The organism is Xanthomonas sp. NCPPB 4037 (assembly GCF_041475695.2).
GTDB classification, from domain to species: Bacteria; Pseudomonadota; Gammaproteobacteria; order Xanthomonadales; family Xanthomonadaceae; genus Xanthomonas; species Xanthomonas campestris.
In genome coordinates this window covers 1052692-1072314 of sequence record NZ_CM191261.1, presented here as the reverse complement: position 1 = coordinate 1072314, position 19623 = coordinate 1052692, and the positions used below count along the sequence as shown (strand labels likewise).

At 65.7% G+C, this 19623-nt stretch carries 20 protein-coding genes; 11 read left to right on the top strand and 9 right to left on the bottom strand.

Translation table 11 applies throughout. From position 1 onward, the window contains the following. Positions 1–18: 18 nt before the first annotated feature. Complete coding sequence (gene rlmM, locus ACCQ01_RS04700) at positions 19–1062, top strand: 23S rRNA (cytidine(2498)-2'-O)-methyltransferase RlmM (RefSeq protein ID WP_011036052.1); 1044 nt, start codon at positions 19–21, stop codon at positions 1060–1062. A 268-nt stretch (positions 1063–1330) separates the two neighbouring features. Here rlmM and ACCQ01_RS04695 read toward each other — a convergent pair whose 3' ends face one another. Beyond that, the gene (locus ACCQ01_RS04695) at positions 1331–2440 is read right to left on the bottom strand and encodes a Gfo/Idh/MocA family protein (RefSeq protein WP_042596355.1); all 1110 of its coding nucleotides are present in this window, start codon (positions 2438–2440) and stop codon (positions 1331–1333) included. Positions 2441–2564: 124 nt separating this feature from the next. On the opposite strand from ACCQ01_RS04695, the gene ACCQ01_RS04690 reads away from it, so the two are divergent. From ACCQ01_RS04690 to ACCQ01_RS04660, 7 genes are all read left to right on the top strand, one after another. Then, positions 2565–3467, top strand: coding sequence for an SMP-30/gluconolactonase/LRE family protein (locus tag ACCQ01_RS04690; RefSeq protein ID WP_228431589.1), 903 nt, complete (start codon positions 2565–2567; stop codon positions 3465–3467). Positions 3468–3548: 81 nt separating this feature from the next. Beyond that, positions 3549–4271 (top strand): hypothetical protein, encoded by a 723-nt coding sequence (locus ACCQ01_RS04685; RefSeq protein WP_228431588.1) that lies wholly within the window; start codon positions 3549–3551, stop codon positions 4269–4271. Positions 4272–4503: 232 nt separating this feature from the next. Then, entirely contained in the window at positions 4504–4899 is a 396-nt protein-coding gene (locus ACCQ01_RS04680) for an EF-hand domain-containing protein (protein ID WP_042596356.1), read from the top strand. A 144-nt stretch (positions 4900–5043) separates the two neighbouring features. Next, positions 5044–5514, top strand: a complete 471-nt coding sequence (locus ACCQ01_RS04675) for a MarR family winged helix-turn-helix transcriptional regulator (protein ID WP_042596357.1) — start codon at positions 5044–5046, stop codon at positions 5512–5514. A gap of 33 nt (positions 5515–5547) precedes the next feature. Then, positions 5548–6375 (top strand): p-hydroxycinnamoyl CoA hydratase/lyase, encoded by an 828-nt coding sequence (locus tag ACCQ01_RS04670; RefSeq protein WP_228431587.1) that lies wholly within the window; start codon positions 5548–5550, stop codon positions 6373–6375. A gap of 86 nt (positions 6376–6461) precedes the next feature. After that, positions 6462–7931, top strand: a complete 1470-nt coding sequence (locus ACCQ01_RS04665) for an aldehyde dehydrogenase (RefSeq protein ID WP_228431586.1) — start codon at positions 6462–6464, stop codon at positions 7929–7931. Positions 7932–8145: 214 nt separating this feature from the next. Then, the gene (locus ACCQ01_RS04660; RefSeq protein ID WP_228431585.1) at positions 8146–9624 is read left to right on the top strand and encodes an AMP-binding protein; all 1479 of its coding nucleotides are present in this window, start codon (positions 8146–8148) and stop codon (positions 9622–9624) included. A gap of 325 nt (positions 9625–9949) precedes the next feature. Here ACCQ01_RS04660 and ACCQ01_RS04655 read toward each other — a convergent pair whose 3' ends face one another. The 3 genes from ACCQ01_RS04655 to ACCQ01_RS04645 all read right to left on the bottom strand — a co-directional run bounded on the left by ACCQ01_RS04655 (position 9950) and on the right by ACCQ01_RS04645 (position 12292). Next, positions 9950–10951 carry a LysR substrate-binding domain-containing protein gene (locus ACCQ01_RS04655; protein WP_011036042.1) on the bottom strand — a complete coding sequence of 334 codons (1002 nt, stop codon included), beginning with the start codon at positions 10949–10951 and terminating at the stop codon, positions 9950–9952. 72 nt (positions 10952–11023) lie between these two features. Beyond that, positions 11024–11383: a protocatechuate 4,5-dioxygenase subunit alpha gene (locus ACCQ01_RS04650; protein WP_011036041.1), complete on the bottom strand. Its 360-nt coding sequence runs from the start codon at positions 11381–11383 to the stop codon at positions 11024–11026. Between the two features lie 9 nt (positions 11384–11392). Beyond that, positions 11393–12292, bottom strand: a complete 900-nt coding sequence (locus ACCQ01_RS04645) for a gallate dioxygenase (protein ID WP_228431584.1) — start codon at positions 12290–12292, stop codon at positions 11393–11395. Positions 12293–12528: 236 nt separating this feature from the next. On the opposite strand from ACCQ01_RS04645, the gene ACCQ01_RS04640 reads away from it, so the two are divergent. Then, positions 12529–13203: a GntR family transcriptional regulator gene (locus tag ACCQ01_RS04640; protein WP_011036039.1), complete on the top strand. Its 675-nt coding sequence runs from the start codon at positions 12529–12531 to the stop codon at positions 13201–13203. A 176-nt stretch (positions 13204–13379) separates the two neighbouring features. Here ACCQ01_RS04640 and ACCQ01_RS04635 read toward each other — a convergent pair whose 3' ends face one another. The 5 genes from ACCQ01_RS04635 to ubiH all read right to left on the bottom strand — a co-directional run bounded on the left by ACCQ01_RS04635 (position 13380) and on the right by ubiH (position 18277). After that, a complete protein-coding gene (locus ACCQ01_RS04635; protein ID WP_228431583.1) occupies positions 13380–14327 on the bottom strand; it encodes a SphA family protein in 948 nt (315 codons plus the stop codon). Positions 14328–14521: 194 nt separating this feature from the next. After that, a complete protein-coding gene (locus ACCQ01_RS04630; protein WP_228417774.1) occupies positions 14522–14953 on the bottom strand; it encodes a nuclear transport factor 2 family protein in 432 nt (143 codons plus the stop codon). A gap of 115 nt (positions 14954–15068) precedes the next feature. Then, entirely contained in the window at positions 15069–15788 is a 720-nt protein-coding gene (locus tag ACCQ01_RS04625; protein ID WP_228431582.1) for an alpha/beta fold hydrolase, read from the bottom strand. Between the two features lie 102 nt (positions 15789–15890). Then, entirely contained in the window at positions 15891–17072 is a 1182-nt protein-coding gene (locus ACCQ01_RS04620) for a UbiH/UbiF family hydroxylase (RefSeq protein ID WP_223647524.1), read from the bottom strand. After that, positions 17069–18277 (bottom strand): 2-octaprenyl-6-methoxyphenyl hydroxylase, encoded by a 1209-nt coding sequence (gene ubiH / locus ACCQ01_RS04615; protein ID WP_228431581.1) that lies wholly within the window; start codon positions 18275–18277, stop codon positions 17069–17071. Before ubiH ends, ACCQ01_RS04620 begins: the two co-directional genes overlap by 4 nt. Before the next feature lie 193 nt (positions 18278–18470). Here ubiH and ACCQ01_RS04610 point away from each other — a divergent pair, with 193 nt between their 5' ends. After that, complete coding sequence (locus ACCQ01_RS04610; RefSeq protein ID WP_228431580.1) at positions 18471–19049, top strand: hypothetical protein; 579 nt, start codon at positions 18471–18473, stop codon at positions 19047–19049. A 1-nt stretch (position 19050) separates the two neighbouring features. Continuing rightward, entirely contained in the window at positions 19051–19608 is a 558-nt protein-coding gene (locus ACCQ01_RS04605) for a cob(I)yrinic acid a,c-diamide adenosyltransferase (RefSeq protein ID WP_011269986.1), read from the top strand. Positions 19609–19623: the final 15 nt, after the last annotated feature.

Here is a 19623-nt window from a genome sequence, read left to right as displayed (position 1 = left end):
CCCACGGCAGGCACTGCGATGAGCGGGCTGCTGTGCTATTGCCGGCAGGGCTTCGAGCCGGAACTGGCCGCCGAACTCAGCGCCCGCGCAGCGTTTGTCGGCATTGCCGGCTATGCGCGCACGCAGCGTAACGACGGCTATGTGCTGTTTGTCTGCGACGAGGCCGCGCAGCTGGCCGCCAGGCTGCAGTGGCGCGAGCTGATCTTTGCGCGCCAGAAACTGGTGGTGCTCGCCGAACTCAAAGGCCTCGATCCCAAGGACCGCATTACCCCGATCCTGGCGGCGCTGGACGGCCAACCGCGCTTTGGCGATCTGTGGGTGGAGCATCCGGATTCGGATGCCGGCAAACCGCTGGCCGGCCTGGCCCGCAGCTTCGGGAATGCGTTGCGTCCGGCGCTGCGCAAGGCCGGCCTGCTGACCGACAAACCGCAAGCGCGCCTACCGCGCCTGCACATCTGTTTCTTGGATGGCGACCACGCATTGCTGGCAGTGGCCGACAGCAGCGACAGCGCGCCCTGGCCGCTCGGCATTCCGCGCCTGAAATTGCTGCCGGAGGCGCCATCGCGCTCGGCACTCAAGCTCGACGAAGCACTGCTCACGCTGCTGACCCCGGAAGAACGCGAACAGCTGGTCAAACCCGGCATGCGCGCCGCCGATCTGGGCGCCGCACCGGGCGGCTGGACCTGGGTGCTCACCCGCCAGCACGTGCATGTCACCAGTGTCGACAACGGCCCGCTGCGCGAGCACGTGCTGGCCACCGGCCTGGTCGAACATCTGCGCGCCGATGGCTTTCACTGGAAGCCCGCGCAACCGCTGGACTGGATGGTCTGCGACATGGTCGAGCAGCCACGCCGCGTGGCCGAACGCATGGCCACCTGGGTGCGCGAAGGCTGGTGCCGCCACACCATCTTCAATCTCAAGTTGCCAATGAAAAAGCGCTGGGACGAGACCCGGCTGTGCCTGGACCTGTTCGAGCAGCAAGCCGAGAAATCACTGACGGTGCGAGCCAAGCAGCTCTATCACGATCGTGAGGAAATCACGGTGCTGGCGATGCGGGGCTAGGAGCGTGGATTGGGGAATCGGGATTGGGGAATCGTAAGAGCGGGGATTGGTGGCGTTATTGCTACTCGCTGGCGAGCACTCGCTGACTAGGCGCGACGGTTCACTCGCGCGCAGTTGATATTTTTTGGCAGGCGGTCGCGCTTTCGGTCACCGCTGGTAGTGCTGCCACATGCTTGTTCGCACTGCATGCATCGCTGCAGGCTGGTTTGCGCCAGCCTGCTCGCTTGATTTTAGCGGCCGCTCCGTCGATGGACGGAGCGGGCTGCGGTTACAGCACGATGCGCTTGCTGCCCTCGCGCGCAGAGCGGTAGATCGCATCCACGATGCGGATGTCGCGCAGGCCTTCTTCGCCCGGTGCACGTAGCGGCGTGCCGTTGAGGATGGCCAAGGCATCTTCATCCATCTGCAGTGCCTGCTGGTGCGGCACCTTGGCGTCGAACACGCGGCCATCGCTGGCCTTGCCGGTAACGCCCTGGTAGGCCTGAAACGGCGACAACTCGTACCAGCCACGTTCGCACTCGGCACGCAGCACATTCATGTTGGCACCGAAGCTGGTCTTGCATGCGGCACGCACGGAATTGGGAAATTCCAGCGTGAAATCCATATGTTCGTCGACTTCGTCGAACAGCTCCGGGCGATCGGTCCAGCGCTTGGCGGTCACGGCCACCGGCTCGGCGCCCACCGTATAGCGTGCGGCATTGAGCGGGTACACGCCCATGTCGTACATCGCGCCGCCACCGAATTGCGAACGCAGGCGCCACGGCCGGTCAGCCTTGGTCGCATCGTGATAGCCGTTGTAGCCGGCTTCGGCACGCACGCGCTGCATGGCACCGAACGGCTTCTCGCTGGCCATCGCAATCAGGCGCCGTGTGTTGGGCTCGTGCTGCATGCGATAGCCAATGGTCAACGCCACCTTGTTGCGTTTGCATGCAGCGATCATCGCCTCGCACTCGCCTGCATTCATCGCCATCGGCTTTTCGCACCACACGTGCTTGCCGGCCGCGGCCGCGCGCAATGTCAGCGGCGCATGCAGATGGGTGGGCGTGACGATGTAGACCACGTCGATGTCGCCGTTATCGGCGATCTGGTCGAAATTCTCGTAGTTGTAGACGTTGCGATCGGGAATCTTGTACTTGGATTGCCACTGCGGAATCTTCGACGGCGTACCGGTCACGATGCCGGCGAGCCTGCAGTGCTTGGTCAAGGCCAGGCCCGGCGCGAGCTGTTCGCTGGCATAACTGCCCAGCCCGGCAAGCGCGACATTGAGCGGTTTTCCTGGCGCTTTTTTCGGCAATGCCCAGGCAGGTGCACCGAGCAGGATGCCTGCACCGCCGAAGGCGGCAAGCAAGCGGCGACGCGTTACGGATTCCACAGACATGCAAACCTCCCTCGCAAGACTAGGCCAATACTGCTCGCGCACCTTACTTGATCGGCGGCGATCACCGCCATGGTTGCAACGCACGTTCTGGCACACTGCGGCGCACCCTCTCGGAGCCTGTCGCATGATCGCTGCCGCCTGTGTTCGCTTGTTGCCGTTTGCGCTTGTCTTGTCCAGTTCGCTCGCCATCGCGGCCGATGCGCCCTTCGTTGCACGCGACCTGATCGGCGATGGTGCGTTTACAAGCAATGCAGAGGGCCCGGCCGCCGGGCCGGACGGTGCGATCTATGCAGTAAATCTCGGCAAGGACGGCACCATCGGCCGCATCACGCTGCACTCCGATGGCAGTGCCAAGGCCGAGGTCTTCCTGACCTTGCCCGAAGGCAGCCGCGGCAATGGCATCCGTTTCCGCGATGGCGCGATGTTCGTGGCCGACACGCTTGGCCGCAAGATCCTGCGCGTGGATCTGCGCACGCGCGCGGTGAGCACGTTCGCCGCGCTGCCCGCCTCCAACGGCCCCAACGATCTTGCGCTCGCCCCCGATGGCAGCTTCTACACCAGCGATCCCAACTGGACCGACAACAGCGGCCGCCTGTGGCAGGTCAGCCGCGATGGCGCCGTGCAACTGCTCGAAGACGGCATGACCACGCCCAATGGCCTGGATGTGAGCCCGGATGGCAAGCACCTGTACGTTAACGAGAGCATGGCGCGCAAGGTGTGGGTCTACGACCGCGTGGACGGCGGCCTGCGCAACAAGCGCGTATTGATCGAATTCCCCGATTTCGGCCTGGACGGCATGCGCTGCGATGCCGACGGCAATCTCTACATCGGCCGCTACGACGCCGGCCAGATCGCGGTGGTGTCGCCGCAGGGCAAGCTGCTGCGCACCATCGCGCTCAAGGGCCGCAAGGCCAGCAACGTGGCGTTTGGCGGCACCGACGGCAAGCAGGTGTTCGTCACGCTGCAGGACCGCGGCGCAGTTGAAACGTTCAGGTCCGACCGCCCCGGCCGCGAAACCGGATGCTGAAACTGCTGCGCACGTCGCAGCGGTTCTCAGGCCACGCAACGGCGTCCTGGCATGCTGCATGCCACCTGTGGAGGACTCCTCATGCAACCGATCGAACTCAAGGACGCGGCCGCCTTTGGCAGCGAATTCCTGCGCCTGACCTTGCTGCAAGGCTTCCAATCGCTCACCAAACGCGATCTGGAATTATTGATCTTCGTGTTGCTGGAGCGCGACGGCGCGATCTCCCGCAACAGCTCCAATGCCGCGGTCGCACTGCAGCTGCGGGTGACCTCGGCCAAAGTGAAGGCCCTGCGTCGCGATGGCTACGCACGCTGGCGCGCGTTGGTGCCCGAAGAAGGCGACGCGGCAATGCAGCGCATCGTGGCCAACGTACTCACCGAAGACAATCTGCGATCGGGCGCAAAACATGTCAGCGAACGCAGCCGCAAGGAAGGGTTTCTGGCCGTGCGCATCGAACACCCCGATGATGCGCAGCAGTTCGAGCAGGCCATCCTGGATGTCGGCGCGCTGCCGGTGTACGAGCGCAATCGTGAAGTGGTGGCGGTGCGCTTCGACACGCTGCTGAAGATCGCCGAACGCTGGGGCTATCTGCAGCCGGACCCGCAGGCCGCCGTACGCGAACTGCAAAAACTCACGCCTACCGCCGAAGAAGTGTCCGACCTGCTGAAAAAGGACATCACGCAGGTGCGCTGGGAAGATGTGCGGCGCGCGCTCAACAGCCTGGGCGCCAAGGCCGTGACCAGCACCGCCGAAGGCGGCCTGAAGGGCTTGCTGAAGATCGTCTTCCCCTTCATTCCTGGTTGAGCAAAAGCTCGGCATTGCAGGCACGCACTCCTGCAATGTCGATGCGTTGGTCGGCGGTTCTTCGCTGCGACAACCAGGCACCATCACATGGCTGCACACGCTCAACACGCATGCGAATGCCGCGTCCACCACAGGAATACAGCGCGCCTGACGACTGGCCGCACCAGGAATGGCTCGCAGCCGCCCGCCATCGGCGCTAGGCTTGCGGGCTGTTCCACATCAGGGGGATCTGATGACCACGCTCCGTACCGTTACCTGTTCGTTGCTGCTGCTCGCAAGCGGCACTGCCTGGAGCCAGCAGGCGCCCACGCCCGCCAGCAGCATGCCGTTGATCGATGTGCCCAGCGCCATCCGTACCCAGCCGCTGGCCAGCGGCGACGTGACCCACCAGGCGCAGCTGGAGCGCCCACGCGGAGAATCCAGCGTGATCGTGCGCTCCATCCAGCCCACCAGCGTGGTGGGCAGTTACCGCATCGACTTCCAGGCGATGGATACCGATGGCGACGGCCGCATCAGCCGCGCCGAAGCGCAGGCCAACCCGGCACTGGCCGATGAATTCGACGCACTCGATACGCGCCACAACGGCACCCTCAGCCGCGAACAGCTGGCCGGCTGGCTGATCCAGTAACTGCCCGCGCTCCTTGCGCAGCGGGCCGTGCGCGCCGCCGCACGGCCACGCGCACAGTCGTTCATGCGGCGGCCGTCTTTGCCTATTGCAGGGTCCGCTTGGGTCGGCTAGATTGTATTTAATGGATACAATCTGGACGCCCCGATGACCGCTCGCCTGGCCCTTGCTGCCGACCTTGGCTATCAACTGCAACTGGCTGCCCTGGCTTCCGGGCATGCCGCGCGGCAGGAACTGGCCGAACTGCATCTCACCCCGGCGCGGGTCACCGCACTGATCCACATCCGCGACCAACCTGGTTGCGATCAGACCGAACTTGGCCAACGCCTGCTGGTTAATCGCGCCGCCGGCATGAAGATCGCCAACGCGCTCGCCGAGCAGGGCCTGATCGAACGCCTTGCTGGCCGTGACCGGCGCAGCAAGGGGCTCTATCTCACGCCGATGGGCGAACAGACGCTTGTGACCGCGCAGGGCTGCCTGGCGCGCGCCACCGAACGCACCTGCAGCGATCTGCAGGCTGGCGAACGCCAGACCCTGTTGCGCCTGCTGTGCAAATTGAACGCCAGCACTGTCCTGCAACCGGCAGACGCCGAAGACGCGCTGGCCGAATCACTCTGACCCGCTACATCCCTCACTGCTAGGAGAGGCCGCTTGAAAGAGCATGACGTGGTATCGGTGCATGTGGAAAACCGCATTGCGTGGGTGAAGTTTGCGCGGCCGGACAAGCGCAACGCGATGAGCCCGGCGCTCAATCGCCGCATGCTGGACGTGCTGGACGAGCTGGAATTCGACGACAACGTCGGCGTGCTGGTGCTCGGCGGCGAAGGCACCGCGTGGTCGGCCGGCATGGACCTGAAGGAATACTTTCGCGAGACCGAAGCACAAGGCCTGCGCGGGGTGCGCCGTTCGCAGCGCGAATCCTATGGCTGGTTCCGCCGGCTGCGCTGGTATCAAAAACCCACCATCGCCATGGTCAACGGGTGGTGTTTCGGCGGCGGCTTCGGCCCATTGTTCGCCTGCGACCTGGCCATCGCCGCCGACGAGGCGCAATTCGGCCTGTCGGAAATCAACTGGGGCATCCTGCCCGGCGGCGGCGTCACCAAGGTGGCGGTGGAATTGCTCTCCATGCGCGATGCGATGTGGATGACGCTCACCGGCGAACTGGTCGACGGCAAGAAGGCCGCCGAATGGCGCCTGGTCAACGAAAGCGTACCGCTGGAACGGTTGGAAGCACGTACGCGCGAAGTGGCCGAGTTGCTGCTCAAGAAAAACCCGGTGGCACTGAAATATGCCAAGGACGCCGTGCGTCGCGTCGGCACCATGACCTACGACGAGGCCGAGGACTATCTGGTACGCATGCAGGAAGCGGCCAACTCGTTCGACAACAACGCGCGCAAGGAAGGCATCCGTCAGTTCATCGACGAAAAGCGTTACAAGCCCGGTCTGGGCGCGTACGAGCCGGACGCCGGCACCAACTGAGCAACGCCTTCGGCGCGTGAGCGGCCCGTGCAACGCACGTGCCGCCCATCGCTGCCGCCAGTGGTTTTCTGCACCGAGGAGGGAGTATGGAAGCCTTAGCCGCGACCCTGCGTGGCATCGCCGCGCGTGGACCGTTGGGACTGTTCATCGATGGCCAGTGGCGCGCCAGCACCGGCAGCCAGACGCTGGATGTCATCGCACCGCACACCGAAGAACGCCTGCTGCGCTACACCGAACCATCGCATGCCGACACCGAGGCCGCGGTTGCCGCGGCGCGCAGAGCCTTCGATAGTGGCCCCTGGCCGCAGCTGCCGCCGCCAGAACGCGGCGCCGCACTCAAGCGCATTGCCGACCACTTGCGGGCGCGCATGCCGGAACTGGCAGATGCATGGACCGCGCAGGTCGGCGCCACCATCGGCTTCAGTCGGCGCGCCTCCAAGCAGGCGCCGGATCTGTTCGACTACTACGGCGACCTGATCACCGCCCACCCATTCGTCGAGCCACGCACGCGCTCCAGCGGCGGGCGCGTGCATGTGGTGCAGGAACCGGTCGGCGTGGTCGTCGCCATCACGCCGTGGAATGCGCCGTTGGTGCTGCTCTGCTACAAGGTCGCCGCCGCGCTGGCGGCCGGCTGCACCGTGGTTGCCAAGCCGTCTCCGGAAACGCCGATCGACGCCTATATTCTGGCCGAATGCATCAGCGCCGCCGGGCTGCCGGATGGCGTGTTCAATCTGCTACCGGCCGGGCGCGAGGTGGGTGAACAGCTGATCCGGCACCCTTCGGTGGACAAGGTAAGTTTCACCGGCTCCACCCAGGCAGGGCGATCGATCGGTGTGGCCTGCGCCGAGCGGCTGGCGCGCGTCGGGCTGGAGCTGGGCGGCAAGTCGGCGGCGATCGTGCTGGAGGATGCCGACATCGAGAAAGTGCTGCCCAGCCTGGTGCCCTACTCGATGCCGATCACCGGCCAGGTGTGTTTCGCGCTCACCCGCGTACTGGTCCCCGCGCATCGGCGCGAGGCCATCCTGCAAGCGTATTGCTCGGCGCTGGCCACGCTCAAACTCGGCGACCCGTTTGCCGCCGACACCGGCATGGGCCCGCTGGCACTCGGCCGCCAGTTGGAACGTGTGCAAGGCTACATCGCCCAGGGCAGCGCCGAAGGCGCCAAGTTGGTCATGGGCGGTGGGCGGCCAGCGCACTTGCCACGCGGTTTCTTTCTTGAGCCGACCGTGTTTGCAGGTGTGACGCCGGAGATGACCATTGCCCGCGAAGAAATCTTCGGCCCTGTCGTGAGTTTTATCGACTATCACAACGAAGAAGATCTGATCGCCAAGGTCAACGCCAGCGATTACGGCCTGCATGGCACCGTCTATAGCGACGATCCCGAACGCGCCTACGCGATTGCACGACGCGTGCGGAGCGGCAGCCATTCGATCAACGGCATGTGGGTGGATATCGAGATGCCGTTCGGTGGTGTCAAACACTCCGGTATCGGACGCGAAGGTGGCATCGAAGGCCTGCACGGGTTTCTCGAAACCAAAACCATCTATCTCGGCTAACACCGTTTAACGCAGTCAACAGCGTGTAACACCGATCACGTTGCCAACATGCGCAACGCGCTGCGCCATGCGTCGCGTTGCGCTCGCTGCTGCAGTTTGCTTGCCAACGCTGTGGTGAACGCGCACTGCATACAGCCGCATGCACTTGAACCTTCGTACCACCTCCGTCGCACTCACGCCCGTCACTCCCCCATCCGTACCGGAAGACAGCGCCATGACCATGCCGACCGACTCGATCTCGTTCCATGCCCGCCTGACACCGCAGCGGCTTGCTGCCCGCGACCTGTTGCTGCAACAGGAATGGACCTACGCCGAACTGGACGACCTGATCGGTCGCCTGGCTGCCGTGCTGCAGACACGCGGCTGTGTCGACGGCGAACGGCTTGCGGTGCTGGCGCGCAATTCGGTCTGGCAGGTTGCGCTGCATTTTGCCTGTGCGCGGGTTGGTGCCATCTATGTGCCGCTCAACTGGCGGCTGAGTGGCACCGAGCTGGATGCCTTGTTGCAGCGTGCAGAGCCTCGCCTGTTGCTGGGCGACGATGTCGCTGCCGGACGCGCGCAGGTGGAAGACTTCGCACGCTTCATCGACAGCGCCAAGGATCTCGCGCCTGCCGAAACACCCTACATTCCGCCCGATCGGGTCAGCCTGATTCTGTTCACTTCCGGAACCTCCGGCCAGCCCAAGGGCGTGATGTTGAGCGAGCAGAACCTGCAACAGGTCGCGCACAACTTCGGCGTCACCACGCGGGTGGAAGCGCATAGCAGTTTTCTGTGCGAGGCGCCGATGTTTCATATCATCGGCCTGGCCACCAACGTGCGCCCGGTGCTGGCAATGGGCGGCTCGATCCAGGTGTCAAATGGCTTCGAGCCCAAACGCACGCTGGGCTGGCTGGGCAATCCGGCACTGGGCATCACCCATTACGTCGGCGTGCCACAGATGATGCAGGCCTTCCGCAGCCAGCCAGGCTTCGATCCTGCAGCGCTCCGTCATCTCACCGCGTTGGTCAGCGGCGGCGCGCCGCACGCCAGCGAGGACCTGCTTGGCTGGCTGGAGGATGGCATCCCGATGGTCTGCGGCTTCGGCATGAGCGAAGCCGGCACCGTGTTCGGCATGTCGGTCGATTGCGAGGTGATCCGCAGCAAGCTCGGTGCTGCGGGAATCTCATCACCCACCGTGCAGACGCGGGTCGTGGACAACGAGGGCAACGACTGTGCGGTGGGCATGCCGGGCGAGTTGCTGTTGCGCGGGCCCAACCTCAGCCCTGGCTATTGGCGCGACCCGCAGGCCACTGCCGAGATGCGCGATTGCGCGGGCTGGTTCCGCACCGGCGACATCGTCCGACGCGATGCCGATGGGTTTTTCTGGGTAGTCGACCGCAAGAAAGACATGTTCATTTCCGGGGGTGAAAATGTGTATCCCGCAGAGATCGAAGCCGTGCTGGCCGACCATCCAGAAATCCGCGAGTGCGCCGTGGTCGGCATGGCCGACGCGCAATGGGGCGAAGTGGGCTATCTGGCAATCGTGCCGGCCACTGAAACCCCGGACCTGGAGCGGATTCGCAGCTATCTGAGCGAACGCCTGGCCAAGTACAAGGTACCCAAGCACCTGCGCGTGGTCGCGGCGCTGCCACGCACTGCGACGGGCAAACTGCAAAAAGCGCGCCTAAAGGATGCACTGGCGAAGGAGGCCTGATGCAGGCCAGCGGGCCATCGAACAGGCGGGCGCGCGTATTGCGGCCCGCTTCGTTCTTATCATTCCGCACTACCCACGCATGCACGGTACGCGACGCAACAAGACGCATAGATCCAAAGAGAAGACGCAGCTGCGCTCAACCGGCGCAGCGAGCCGCACGCTGGCTCACCACTGTGCAACACCACTTCCGGACAGCTCTGCAGCAGATACACGGACACGACCGCGACGGACACGAGCGCGATCGAACGGAGACCGGCACCCAACACGGGCGTGCCCAGCCATCCCGTTCAACCACCCAGCATCACGCGCGCGCAGCAACCTTCAGCTACGCAGACGCATCCATCAGCACGTCGTATTCACCGGCCTGGTCATCGACCCACACTGCGCCCTGCTCGGCCATGGTCTTCAGCTGACGCTCCAGCTCACGCATCAGCAGCCGCACGCCCGGCTTGAGGATCGCGCCGCTGTCGCGGTAGATCACGCCACCGGCGCGCGCCTGCGACGGCTGCTGCAGCTGAAACGCGCGTAGCTCGCCACGTGCGATATCGCCGGAGACCATCATGCTGGGCATTACCGCGATGCAATCGGTGCCGAGCAGGATCTCGCGGGTAAAGCTGGCCGAACTGGAACGCAGCTGATCGCGCGTGGCCAGCCCGTGCTCGCGCATCACCTGCGCCACATCGCGCTCGACATGCTGGCTCAGGGTCGGCAGCACCTGGCGATACGCCGCAGCCTCGGCGATGCGCACCTGGCCATCGGCGAACAACGGGTGGTCGCTGCGCGCCACCAGGGCGATCGGGTCCTGATACAGCACCTTGCGCACCAACGCGTCGTAGCGCGCCAGCGGATACAGCCGTCCAACCACCAGATCGATCTCATTGCCGGCCAGCTTGGGCAGCAGCTCGTCGGTGCGCCCATGCAGCAGGCGCACACGCAAGGTCGGCTCAGCGCGGTACAGCGCCGCCAGCACGGCAGGCAGCAGCCCGCTAGCGGCCACGGGCAGCGCGCCGACGGTGATGGTGAGCGCGTCGTCCTGCAGCAGCCCTTCGAACGTATCCTGCGCGCGCCGCAATTGGCCCAGCACCACGTGCGCGGTCTGTACCAGCACCTCGCCCATCGCATTGGGACGCACGCCGCGCGAGTGGCGCTCGAACAGCGGCGCACCGACGATCTCTTCGATCTCCTGCAATGCACGCGTCAGCGCAGGCTGGGTAACGTTGAGCACGCGCGATGCGCGCAGCAGGCTCTTTTGCCGGTCCAGCGCTTCGATGACGCGCAGATGCCGGACCTTGATGCGGTGTTCGAAGAACACGGAGGACATGGTCATGGGGACGACCTTCAGTAAGGAAAAGCAAAAAGGCCCGCGCAATCGCGTGCCCTGGACGTGCGTGAGCTGGGATCAGCGCGCATCGGGTACGCGCCGCGTCTGCATGAAGGCTTCAAAGGTCTCGCCGCGCATGATGGCGTAGACCTGCAGGTTGGTCATGCGCACCACCCGGGCGAACTTTTCGATCACGAAGAAGTTGGCGCCGTACTGCACCAACCCCAGCCAATCGCGTGCGCGGATCAACTCTTTCTCCTGCTCGCTCAGGTCGGCCTCCTGCATCAACGCCTCGGCATCCTGCAGGAAGCGGTCGCGCCACGGCGCGCGAATCATGTGCCAGAAAAAGCGGTTGATCCGCAGCGCGCGATTGCTGGTGCGCAGATCGAACACATAGGTGCCGCCGAGTTGGTCCATGCCTTGCACTTGTGGATTCATGTCCGGTCCTCAGGCTGCATTCGCGTTTGCATGCCCAAGCCAGTCGGCAGAGCGCGGGGCATCGGCGCGTTCTTCGCCGGGCTCGTACAGCACCACGGTCATCGCGGTGGTGGTCATCAGGTAATAGTTCTGGTGCAGCTTGCGGATCGACCCGCCCATCGCGCCACGCATCGCCAGCCACATGATCTGCTCCACGCTTTCCGCGCCGCCCAGGCGGACGTAGTCGGTATGCGTCAGGTCGGTCAGCGTTTCCGGTGCGTGCTGGAAGCGGTCCAGAAACTCCATGTCCCACTCGGTGTTGTTGAAGCCGGTGCGCTCGCCATGGATCTGGTGCGACAACCCGCCGGTCCCCACCACCACCACCTTGAGATCTTCCGGATACGACTCGATCGCCCGCCGCAGCGCCTGGCCCAGGCGGTAGCAGCGGCGGGCGGTCGGCAGCGGGTACTGCAGGACATTGATGGCGATCGGCACCACCGTGCCGGGCCAGTCAGGCACGTGCGGCCACAGCAGCGGCAGCGGCGCGGCGCAGCCGTGGTCGATGGGCTTGTCCTGGAACACGGTCAGATCGAATTCGTCGTTGACCAGGCATTCGGCGATGTGGGCCTGCAGCTTGACGTCGCCCCGGATGGGCGGCAGGTCCCGCAAGCCGGCGCCCTCGTCGGCGATCGGGAAACGCTCGCCGACGCCCAGAGCAAAGGTCGGATACAGGTCAAAGAAGAACGTCGTGCAATGGTCGTTGTAGAAGAACACCAGCACGTCCGGCTGCTGTTCGGCCAGCCAGTTGGCCACCGGGGTGTAGCCGTCGAACAACGGCTTCCACAGCGGATCCTGCTGTTTGCCCTTGTCGTAGGCCACGCCGATGGTGGGCACGTGCGAGGTGCCGATCCCGCCAATGATGCTTGCCATGCTGCACTCCTGCGAGGCGAGCGGCCGGACCGCGTCATGCGGAACAGCGCGCGTCAATGTGGGTGGGATCGGTGCTGCTTGGGATCCCAAATTCGATCAACCGGGACGGCTTCGCCCCGAAACGGTATCCTTGGGATCCAAATTGCCATCAAGCGACCTCATCCGCAAGGTTTTTGTGCGGGCTGCATCGAGTTTTGCCACTCGGGCGGGCAGGCAGCACGGCTAGGCGCGAGAGAATGGAGCCCATGGCGAACAACCACCGATTGCAAGCGGTCCAGCAGCTACGCGAACTGATCCTGTGCGGCACCTTTGCGCCAGGCGAGCGCATCACCGAGGCGGCCCTGGCCGAGCGCCTGGCCATTTCCCGCACCCCCATCCGTCAGGCGCTGCCTGCGCTCTGCCAGGAGGGTTTGCTGGTGCAGGCGGGCAACCGCGGCTACGCGGTGCGCCGCTTCAGCCAGCAGGAAAGCCTGGACGCGCTGGCGGTCCGGGCGCTGATGGAAGGCATGGCCGCGCGCGCGGTGGCCGAACAAGGCGCCTCCGCCACCCTGCTCGCCGCACTGCATGGCTGCCTGGACGAGGGTGACCGCATCCTGGCCAAGCGCACCCTGGATGCCAGCGACGAGCTGGCCTACGGCGATATGAACGCGCGGTTCCACCGGATGATCGTGATGGCGGCCGACAAACCGATCCTGACCGAGACCGTGGACCGCTGCACGCTGGTGCCGTTTGTCAGCCCCACCAACGTGGTGTTCGGGCAACGCTCGCCGACGCTCGCCTACGACGATCTGTTCTACGGCCACCGCCAGCACGGCGCGATCGTCACCGCCATCGAGCAACGCGATGGCGCGCGCGCCGAACTGTTGTTCCGCGAGCATGCCAACACGCAACGCCACAGCATGGGGATGTAGGTCTGCGGCTCGGCTGGGTTTGCAGCGCAGCCAAACCGCGAAACTAGCCTGCGTCAACACTCACGCGCGTCTCCACCTTTTCGTTGCGCAGGCGCGCAGCGCGAGTTGCGCCACTCCTGCACTCCGCGTCACGTGCATGCCGGCCTTGCGCCCGCATGCACGCCGTTGCGCACACGCTACAACGAATGCACGTACATCAGGTTCACGCTGTTACCGGCGACCGAATTCTCCACGTCCAGCGGGATGTAGAGATTGAGGTTGAACAGGTTCTTTGCATCCACGCGCCAGGACAGCCCAGGACCCAGATGCAGCTGCATGCGCTTGCTGTCGGCCACGCGCTCGCCGTTGGTCCGGTTGTCTTTGAGCTGCTGCAGGAAATAGCCGTTCACACCCAGGCGCAGTTGCTCGCTCACTTTCACCGAGCTGGCAAAGTTGACCCAGACCGCATCGCCGGCCTGGCCGTTGCGAAACCGGAAGCCCGGGATTGGTGGCACGCCACCGGCGCGATCGGTGCGGAAATTGTAGAGATAGTTGATGCGCGCACTGATTTCCCAATTATCGGTGGGCTGCACCGTGAATGCCCAGTGCGGTGCGATCGACCAGAAACCGGTGCCCTGGTTGATGGCGATGTCGCGATCAAACTTGCCGACCGGTGCGAACAGATCCAGCGCAAAGCGCTGAAAGAAGAACACACGCCCGTCCCGCATGACCGGCGGCATCTGCAGCGCCGGACCGAACGAGATATCGCCCATGCCAAACCCATTGCTGCGCAACCGCACCGGGCTGTCGGCTGCGAACGAGGTGTCGTAGTTCACCAACGGGATGATGGTATTGAAACTCAGCGAGCCGCGCCCCAGCGAATACGGGGTCACGTAGATCAACTGGGTCAGCAACGCGCTGACCCCGACCTGCGGGTCGCGAAACGCAGGCGAGTTATCCCCGCGCGCATTCTTGATCGCATCCAGATCGTAGTAGCGCAGGTATTCCAGCACCGTCCAGCCAGGCGTGGTGGAGCCGAAGCCATCCATGAAACTGGTGCCGCCCAGGTTGATGCCCTGCGGCATGGCCACTGTGTCGGGCGCTGCCTGCGCAAGGACGACCGCCGGTGCCAGCGTGCTGAGCAAGAGGGCCAGCCTGCCCGCATGCTGGCGGCGCGACCGGGACGATGAAGGACGACGACCAACAGACAAGCATGCGCGTTCCACTAGGCGATTCTCCGATAAGGATGGGCGATTGAGGCAACGCGACGGGGGGAGGAGCGGTGGTGCAATGCCGTCCGGGTTCGTCGGCGGCATCGGTGAACAGCGGTGGTAGGTGTCTAGTGCGCTTCCACACGCACCAGTAAGGCGCCGAGGCGTTGCTTGAACAGCCAATGCTCGTCCTGGCGCACTAGCACATCGTCGAACGTGCCAATCAATGCCGGCGCCTGTGCGGTCCACGGCGGCGGCGTAGTGGCCTGTGGTGCGCTGTACAGCACCACGTAGCTATGCGCATGGGCCAATGTGTCAGAGTGCACGCTGACCAGGGTATTGAGCATGAGATGGCAGGTACTGCGCGGCGCACGTGCACGGAATGCCTCGCGAATCGCCTCGCGCCCATGCACAGGCACATCTGGCGCGCTCGGCCGCGCAAATACGCCATCGGCGGTGAACAACGCAGCCAACGCGTCATGTTCATGGCGATCGTTGTGCAAGGCGAAGCGGCGGATCAGCTGTTCGCAGGCAACGGTGATCGAAGCGTCTGGGGACACGCGGTTGGCCTCACTGGCAATGGTGGTACTGATGAAGAACGCGGCGAGCGACGCTGACGTCAGCGCACGTGCATTGGCGAGCCGATGGGTCTGCCGTCGAACGGGAAGACGGTGGTCATGCGGCCAGCCAATCGCGCAGCGCGGCGTTGACCGCAGCAGGCGCTTCCACCGGCGTCATATGCCCGCTGTGTTCGAACACCACCAACTGCGCGTGCGGGATCTGCCGCGCCATGTCCTGGTGGCGCTCCAGCGGACTCCAGCTGTCTTGGCGGCCAACGCCGAGCAGCGTCGGACACTGCACCTGCGCCAGCACGGGCGCGGCATCGGGCCGGTTCAGCAGCGCGGTCACCTGGGCGGCATAGCTCTGCGGGGTCTGCCGCATGACCATGGCCATCAGTGCGTCCATCAGTTCGGCATCGTCGTGGCGGTCGGGGTGCAGCATCGGCGGCAGCCACTGCCGGGCCAGCACCTGCATGCCGTCACGGCGCGCAAGCTCCACCAGCGCACCACGCTGCGCGTGCTCCTGCGCGTGCGCCGGATGCACGCCGGTGTCCAGCAGCGCCAGACGCTGCACGCGCTCCGGCGCCTGGCGCACGATCTCCAGCGCCACCCGGCCGCCCATCGAATGACCGGCCAGCGCAAACTGGTCTGGCGCGGCGGCCAATGTCTGTGCAGCCATCTGCTGCACGCTGTCGATGCCGGGAAAATCGAGCACGTGCACTTCGGCGATGTCCGCCAGCGCTGCGCGTTGCGCGTCCCAGATGCTGGCATCACACAGCAGCCCGCTCAGCAGGAGCAGCGGCGGGGTGAGTTGTGCGGGAACGGCGGAAGTCATGGCCCGACTGTAGCCAGCCCGGGCGTATCCGTCGTATGGAAACTGCAGCCTTCGCTATTAGCGCTGGAACATAGCGGCCAGCAAACCGTCAGCGCGGTGTGCCTACGCGTTGCCGGACGCGCGCTTCCACAGCAGGTCCACCAACGGCGGCAGCTTGCCCGCCGCCCCCAGCACCGAGCCGCGCAACAGGGTCAGATGCATCTCGTCGTTGGAGAACACGCGATTGATGGCGTCGAACCCATACGCAGCGACGGTATTTTCGCTGCGACGCGTGCGCGCCCAGCGTTGCAGCCGGTGCGGTGCGGCCCAGTCGGCGCGACGCGCCAGTGCGTCGTGCGCCAATGCGCTCAACGCCGCGACATCGCGCAATCCCAGATTCACGCCCTGCCCGGCCAGCGGATGCACCACGTGCGCGGCATCGCCCAGGGTCAGGACGCGGCCGCTGACGTATTGCTGCACCAATTGCCGCTGCAGCGGGAACGCCGCGCGCGGCGAACTCACTTGCACCGCGCCCAGACGGCCGGCAAAGGCCTGGGTCAGCTCGCGCGAAAACGCAGCATCGTCCAGACCCAGCACGCGCTCGGCGTCGGCATCGGGCAAGGTCCACACGATCGAACTGCGGCCATCGGCGAACGGCAGGAAGGCCAGCGGGCCGGTGGTCAAAAAGCGCTGCCAGGCCGTGGCCTGATGTGCGTGTTCAGTGTCCACGAAGGCGACCACGCCGCGCTGCGCGTAAGCGTGACGCGCGACCGGTAGGCCAGCCAACTCACGCAGCGTGGAAGACGCACCGTCGGCGGCGATCGCCACCGCAGCTTCCAGCCGGCTGCCGTCATCCAGGCGTAGGCGCACGCCGGTGGCGTCCTGGTCCAGCTCGACCACGCGCGCCGGGCAATGCAGCGCAATGCCCCGGGCATGCACGGCCGCCCACAGGCGATCGACCAGCAGATCGTTCTCGACGATCCAACCCAACTGTTCGCGGCCCAGCGTGTCTGCATCGAAGCGCAGTTCACCGCCGCCACCGGCATCCCACACCCGCATGCGGCGATACGGCTGCACGCGCGCGCCGCGCACGTCCTTCCACACGCCAAGGCGCTCCAGTAGCGTGGCGTTGTCGGCGGCAAATGCGTAGACGCGCAGGTCCGCAGAATCGGCACGCCAGCGCGGTGGCTCGCGCCCCTCCACCAACGCGACCTGCAGGCCGGCATCGGCCAGCGCCAATGCGCACGCCGCACCGACCACGCCGCCGCCGACGATCACGGCATCACGCCCCGAGCGCCGGCTCATGCCTGGCTCCGGCACAGCTGCGGCACGTCGCCACGGAATCCCATCGCCCCACCGACCAGCATCGATTGCAGCGGTGCCGCCTGCGAGGCGGCCAGCAAGCCCAGGCTGCGCAACGGGCGTAGCAGCGGCGCCGGGTTGCCGGTAAGCCGCGCCAAGCCGCTGGAAAAACCGATGGTGTGGTCGCGATCCACCCGCCGCCGCGCCAGATACTCCGCCAGCAACGGCGCTGCGCCGGCATCGCTGCGGTCCGGTTCGATCAGTTCGGCCAGCGTGAGCGCATCGCGCAGACCCAGGTTGAAGCCTTGCGCGCCGATCGGGTGCAGCGTTTGCGCCGCGTTGCCCAGCAGCACCACGCGCTCGGCCACTACCGTGCTGGCCAAGATCTGCACCAGCGGATACGCACTGCGCTCACCACTGCCAACAAAACGCCCCGCACGCCAACCGGCGGCGCGTTGCAGCCGCGCCAGCCAGCCAGCCTCATCGAGCGCTGCAACCGTCTCGGCCTCGGTCCGCGCCACACAGTGGATCGCACCGTAATGACGGTCGCCACGCGGCAACAGCGCGGTCGGCCCATGCTCGCCGAAGCGCTCCCAGGCCGTGCCATCGGGCGGGCGTGAGGCGCGCACGCGTGCCACGAACAAGGTCTGCAGGAAATCGTGTTGTTCGGTGCCGATATGCAGCAGTTCGCGCACCGCGCTATGGCTGCCATCGGCCCCGACCACCAGCCGCGCACGCACCAGCTGCTCGCCGTCGGCGGTGGCCAGGCGCACCGCGCGATAGCCGTCCTGTACCGGTTCCACGCCGATGCAGCGTGCAGGTCGGTACCGCTGCAAGCTACGCAATTCGTCCAGGCGCGCTTGCAGGGCCTCGCCGAAATCCCGTGCCACCACCACCTGCCCGAAGCTGTCGCGCCCGTAGTCGGCGGCGTCCAGCTGCACCCGGCCAAAGTCGCCGGCACGGCTCACATGGATGCGCCGGATCGGGCCCGGCGCGGTGCGCAGCTTGGCCATCACTCCAAGCGTGCCGAGCGCGTTGACGGTCGCGGCGGCGAAACTGAGGTTGCGTTGATCGAACACCGCCGGGGGTGCGCCGGCCGGCGTGGCCTCCACCAGCACCACATCCAGGCCGATGCGGTCCAGCGCAATGGCCAGGCTCGAGCCCACCAGCCCACCGCCAACGATCAAAATGTCATGTGCGTGTGTCATCAGCACATGATAAGCCTTCGACCCTGGCCCGTTGCCGCCCCCCGGGTGGGACACGTTGCCGCATCTGCTGCGGATCCCCCGGCCCATGCCCTAGACCGGTAGTCCCGCAGGTGGCGATCACACGCTCGTCCGGACGCGGGCATGCCGGGTTCCACGCTACACTCGCGAGTCTGTAATCCGGCCACTTCCGCGCATGACGCCTCGTTCGCACGACACCCTGGTCCTGAGCCTGCTCGCCGTCCTGATGGCGGCCACGCGCATCCATCATTTCGGGCAGGTCCCGGACGCCTCCTGGGCCGTGTTCTTCCTGGGCGGATTCCACCTTGCGGCGCGCACCAAACTAGCCTTCCCGTTGCTGATGGGATTGGCAGTGGCGATCGACTGGCAGGTGATCACCCAGCAGGGCATGAGCTTCTGGGCGCACTACTGCGTTTCGCCGGCCTACTGGTGCCTGATCCCGGCGTACTTCGCGCTGTGGGGCGGCGGCACATGGCTGCGTCGGCACTACCACGGCGCGCAGTGGAGCGCGCTGGCCAAGCTGGTGCCCGCGCTGATGACCTCGGTGGCGCTGTGCCAACTGATCGCCCAGGGCAGCTTCTACTGGATCAGCGCCAGCGTGGCCGAGCCAACCCTCGCCGGCTGGTTCAAAAACTACACCGACTGGCTGTGGCCCTACCTGCGCAGCGCAGCGCTCTACGTTGCCGCCGCAGCGGTGATCCAGGTGGTTGCAGAGCGCCTGACCAGCCCACACGGCCAGGCGCAGGCCGGCTGAGATGGGCAACCGGCTCTCCCGCATCTATACGCGCACCGGCGACGACGGCAGTACCGGCCTCGGCGACGGCAGCCGCACCGGCAAGGATGCGCTGCGCGTCAACGCTTACGGCACCGTCGACGAGGCCAATTCGGCAATCGGCGTGCTGCTGGCCGCACCCAACGTGCCCGAGCCTGTCGCCGCCCTGCTGACCACCGTGCAGCACCAGTTGTTCGACCTGGGCGGCGAGTTGTGCATCCCGGGCCATGCGGCCATCGACGCCGACGACATCGCCGCGCTGGAACGACAGTTGGACCATTTCAATGACGACCTTCCCGCGCTGAAGGAGTTCATCCTGCCAGCCGGGGGCGAAGCTGCCGCCCGCTGCCATCTGGCGCGCACCATCGTGCGTCGCGCCGAACGCGAAGCGGTCGCGCTGTCGCGGCAGGAGCCGGTGCGCAGTGAGGCGATCGGCTATCTCAACCGCTTGTCGGACCTGCTGTTCGTGCTCGCCCGTGTGCTTGCGCGCGCCGATGGGCAGCAGGAAGTGCTGTGGCGGCATGACCGCCGGCGCGGCTGACCGTGCGCAACACCG

What these genes read in the sequence shown, in the direction of transcription:
- rlmM (WP_011036052.1), top strand. Translation starts at nt 19, where the DNA reads ATGAGCGGGCTGCTGTGCTATTGCCGGCAGGGCTTCGAGCCGGAACTG.
- ACCQ01_RS04695 (WP_042596355.1), bottom strand. Translation starts at nt 2,440, where the DNA reads ATGTCTGTGGAATCCGTAACGCGTCGCCGCTTGCTTGCCGCCTTCGGC.
- ACCQ01_RS04690 (WP_228431589.1), top strand. Translation starts at nt 2,565, where the DNA reads ATGATCGCTGCCGCCTGTGTTCGCTTGTTGCCGTTTGCGCTTGTCTTG.
- ACCQ01_RS04685 (WP_228431588.1), top strand. Translation starts at nt 3,549, where the DNA reads ATGCAACCGATCGAACTCAAGGACGCGGCCGCCTTTGGCAGCGAATTC.
- ACCQ01_RS04680 (WP_042596356.1), top strand. Translation starts at nt 4,504, where the DNA reads ATGACCACGCTCCGTACCGTTACCTGTTCGTTGCTGCTGCTCGCAAGC.
- ACCQ01_RS04675 (WP_042596357.1), top strand. Translation starts at nt 5,044, where the DNA reads ATGACCGCTCGCCTGGCCCTTGCTGCCGACCTTGGCTATCAACTGCAA.
- ACCQ01_RS04665 (WP_228431586.1), top strand. Translation starts at nt 6,462, where the DNA reads ATGGAAGCCTTAGCCGCGACCCTGCGTGGCATCGCCGCGCGTGGACCG.
- ACCQ01_RS04660 (WP_228431585.1), top strand. Translation starts at nt 8,146, where the DNA reads ATGACCATGCCGACCGACTCGATCTCGTTCCATGCCCGCCTGACACCG.
- ACCQ01_RS04655 (WP_011036042.1), bottom strand. Translation starts at nt 10,951, where the DNA reads ATGACCATGTCCTCCGTGTTCTTCGAACACCGCATCAAGGTCCGGCAT.
- ACCQ01_RS04650 (WP_011036041.1), bottom strand. Translation starts at nt 11,383, where the DNA reads ATGAATCCACAAGTGCAAGGCATGGACCAACTCGGCGGCACCTATGTG.
- ACCQ01_RS04645 (WP_228431584.1), bottom strand. Translation starts at nt 12,292, where the DNA reads ATGGCAAGCATCATTGGCGGGATCGGCACCTCGCACGTGCCCACCATC.
- ACCQ01_RS04640 (WP_011036039.1), top strand. Translation starts at nt 12,529, where the DNA reads ATGGAGCCCATGGCGAACAACCACCGATTGCAAGCGGTCCAGCAGCTA.
- ACCQ01_RS04625 (WP_228431582.1), bottom strand. Translation starts at nt 15,788, where the DNA reads ATGACTTCCGCCGTTCCCGCACAACTCACCCCGCCGCTGCTCCTGCTG.
- ACCQ01_RS04620 (WP_223647524.1), bottom strand. Translation starts at nt 17,072, where the DNA reads ATGAGCCGGCGCTCGGGGCGTGATGCCGTGATCGTCGGCGGCGGCGTG.
- ubiH (WP_228431581.1), bottom strand. Translation starts at nt 18,277, where the DNA reads ATGACACACGCACATGACATTTTGATCGTTGGCGGTGGGCTGGTGGGC.
- ACCQ01_RS04610 (WP_228431580.1), top strand. Translation starts at nt 18,471, where the DNA reads ATGACGCCTCGTTCGCACGACACCCTGGTCCTGAGCCTGCTCGCCGTC.
- ACCQ01_RS04605 (WP_011269986.1), top strand. Translation starts at nt 19,051, where the DNA reads ATGGGCAACCGGCTCTCCCGCATCTATACGCGCACCGGCGACGACGGC.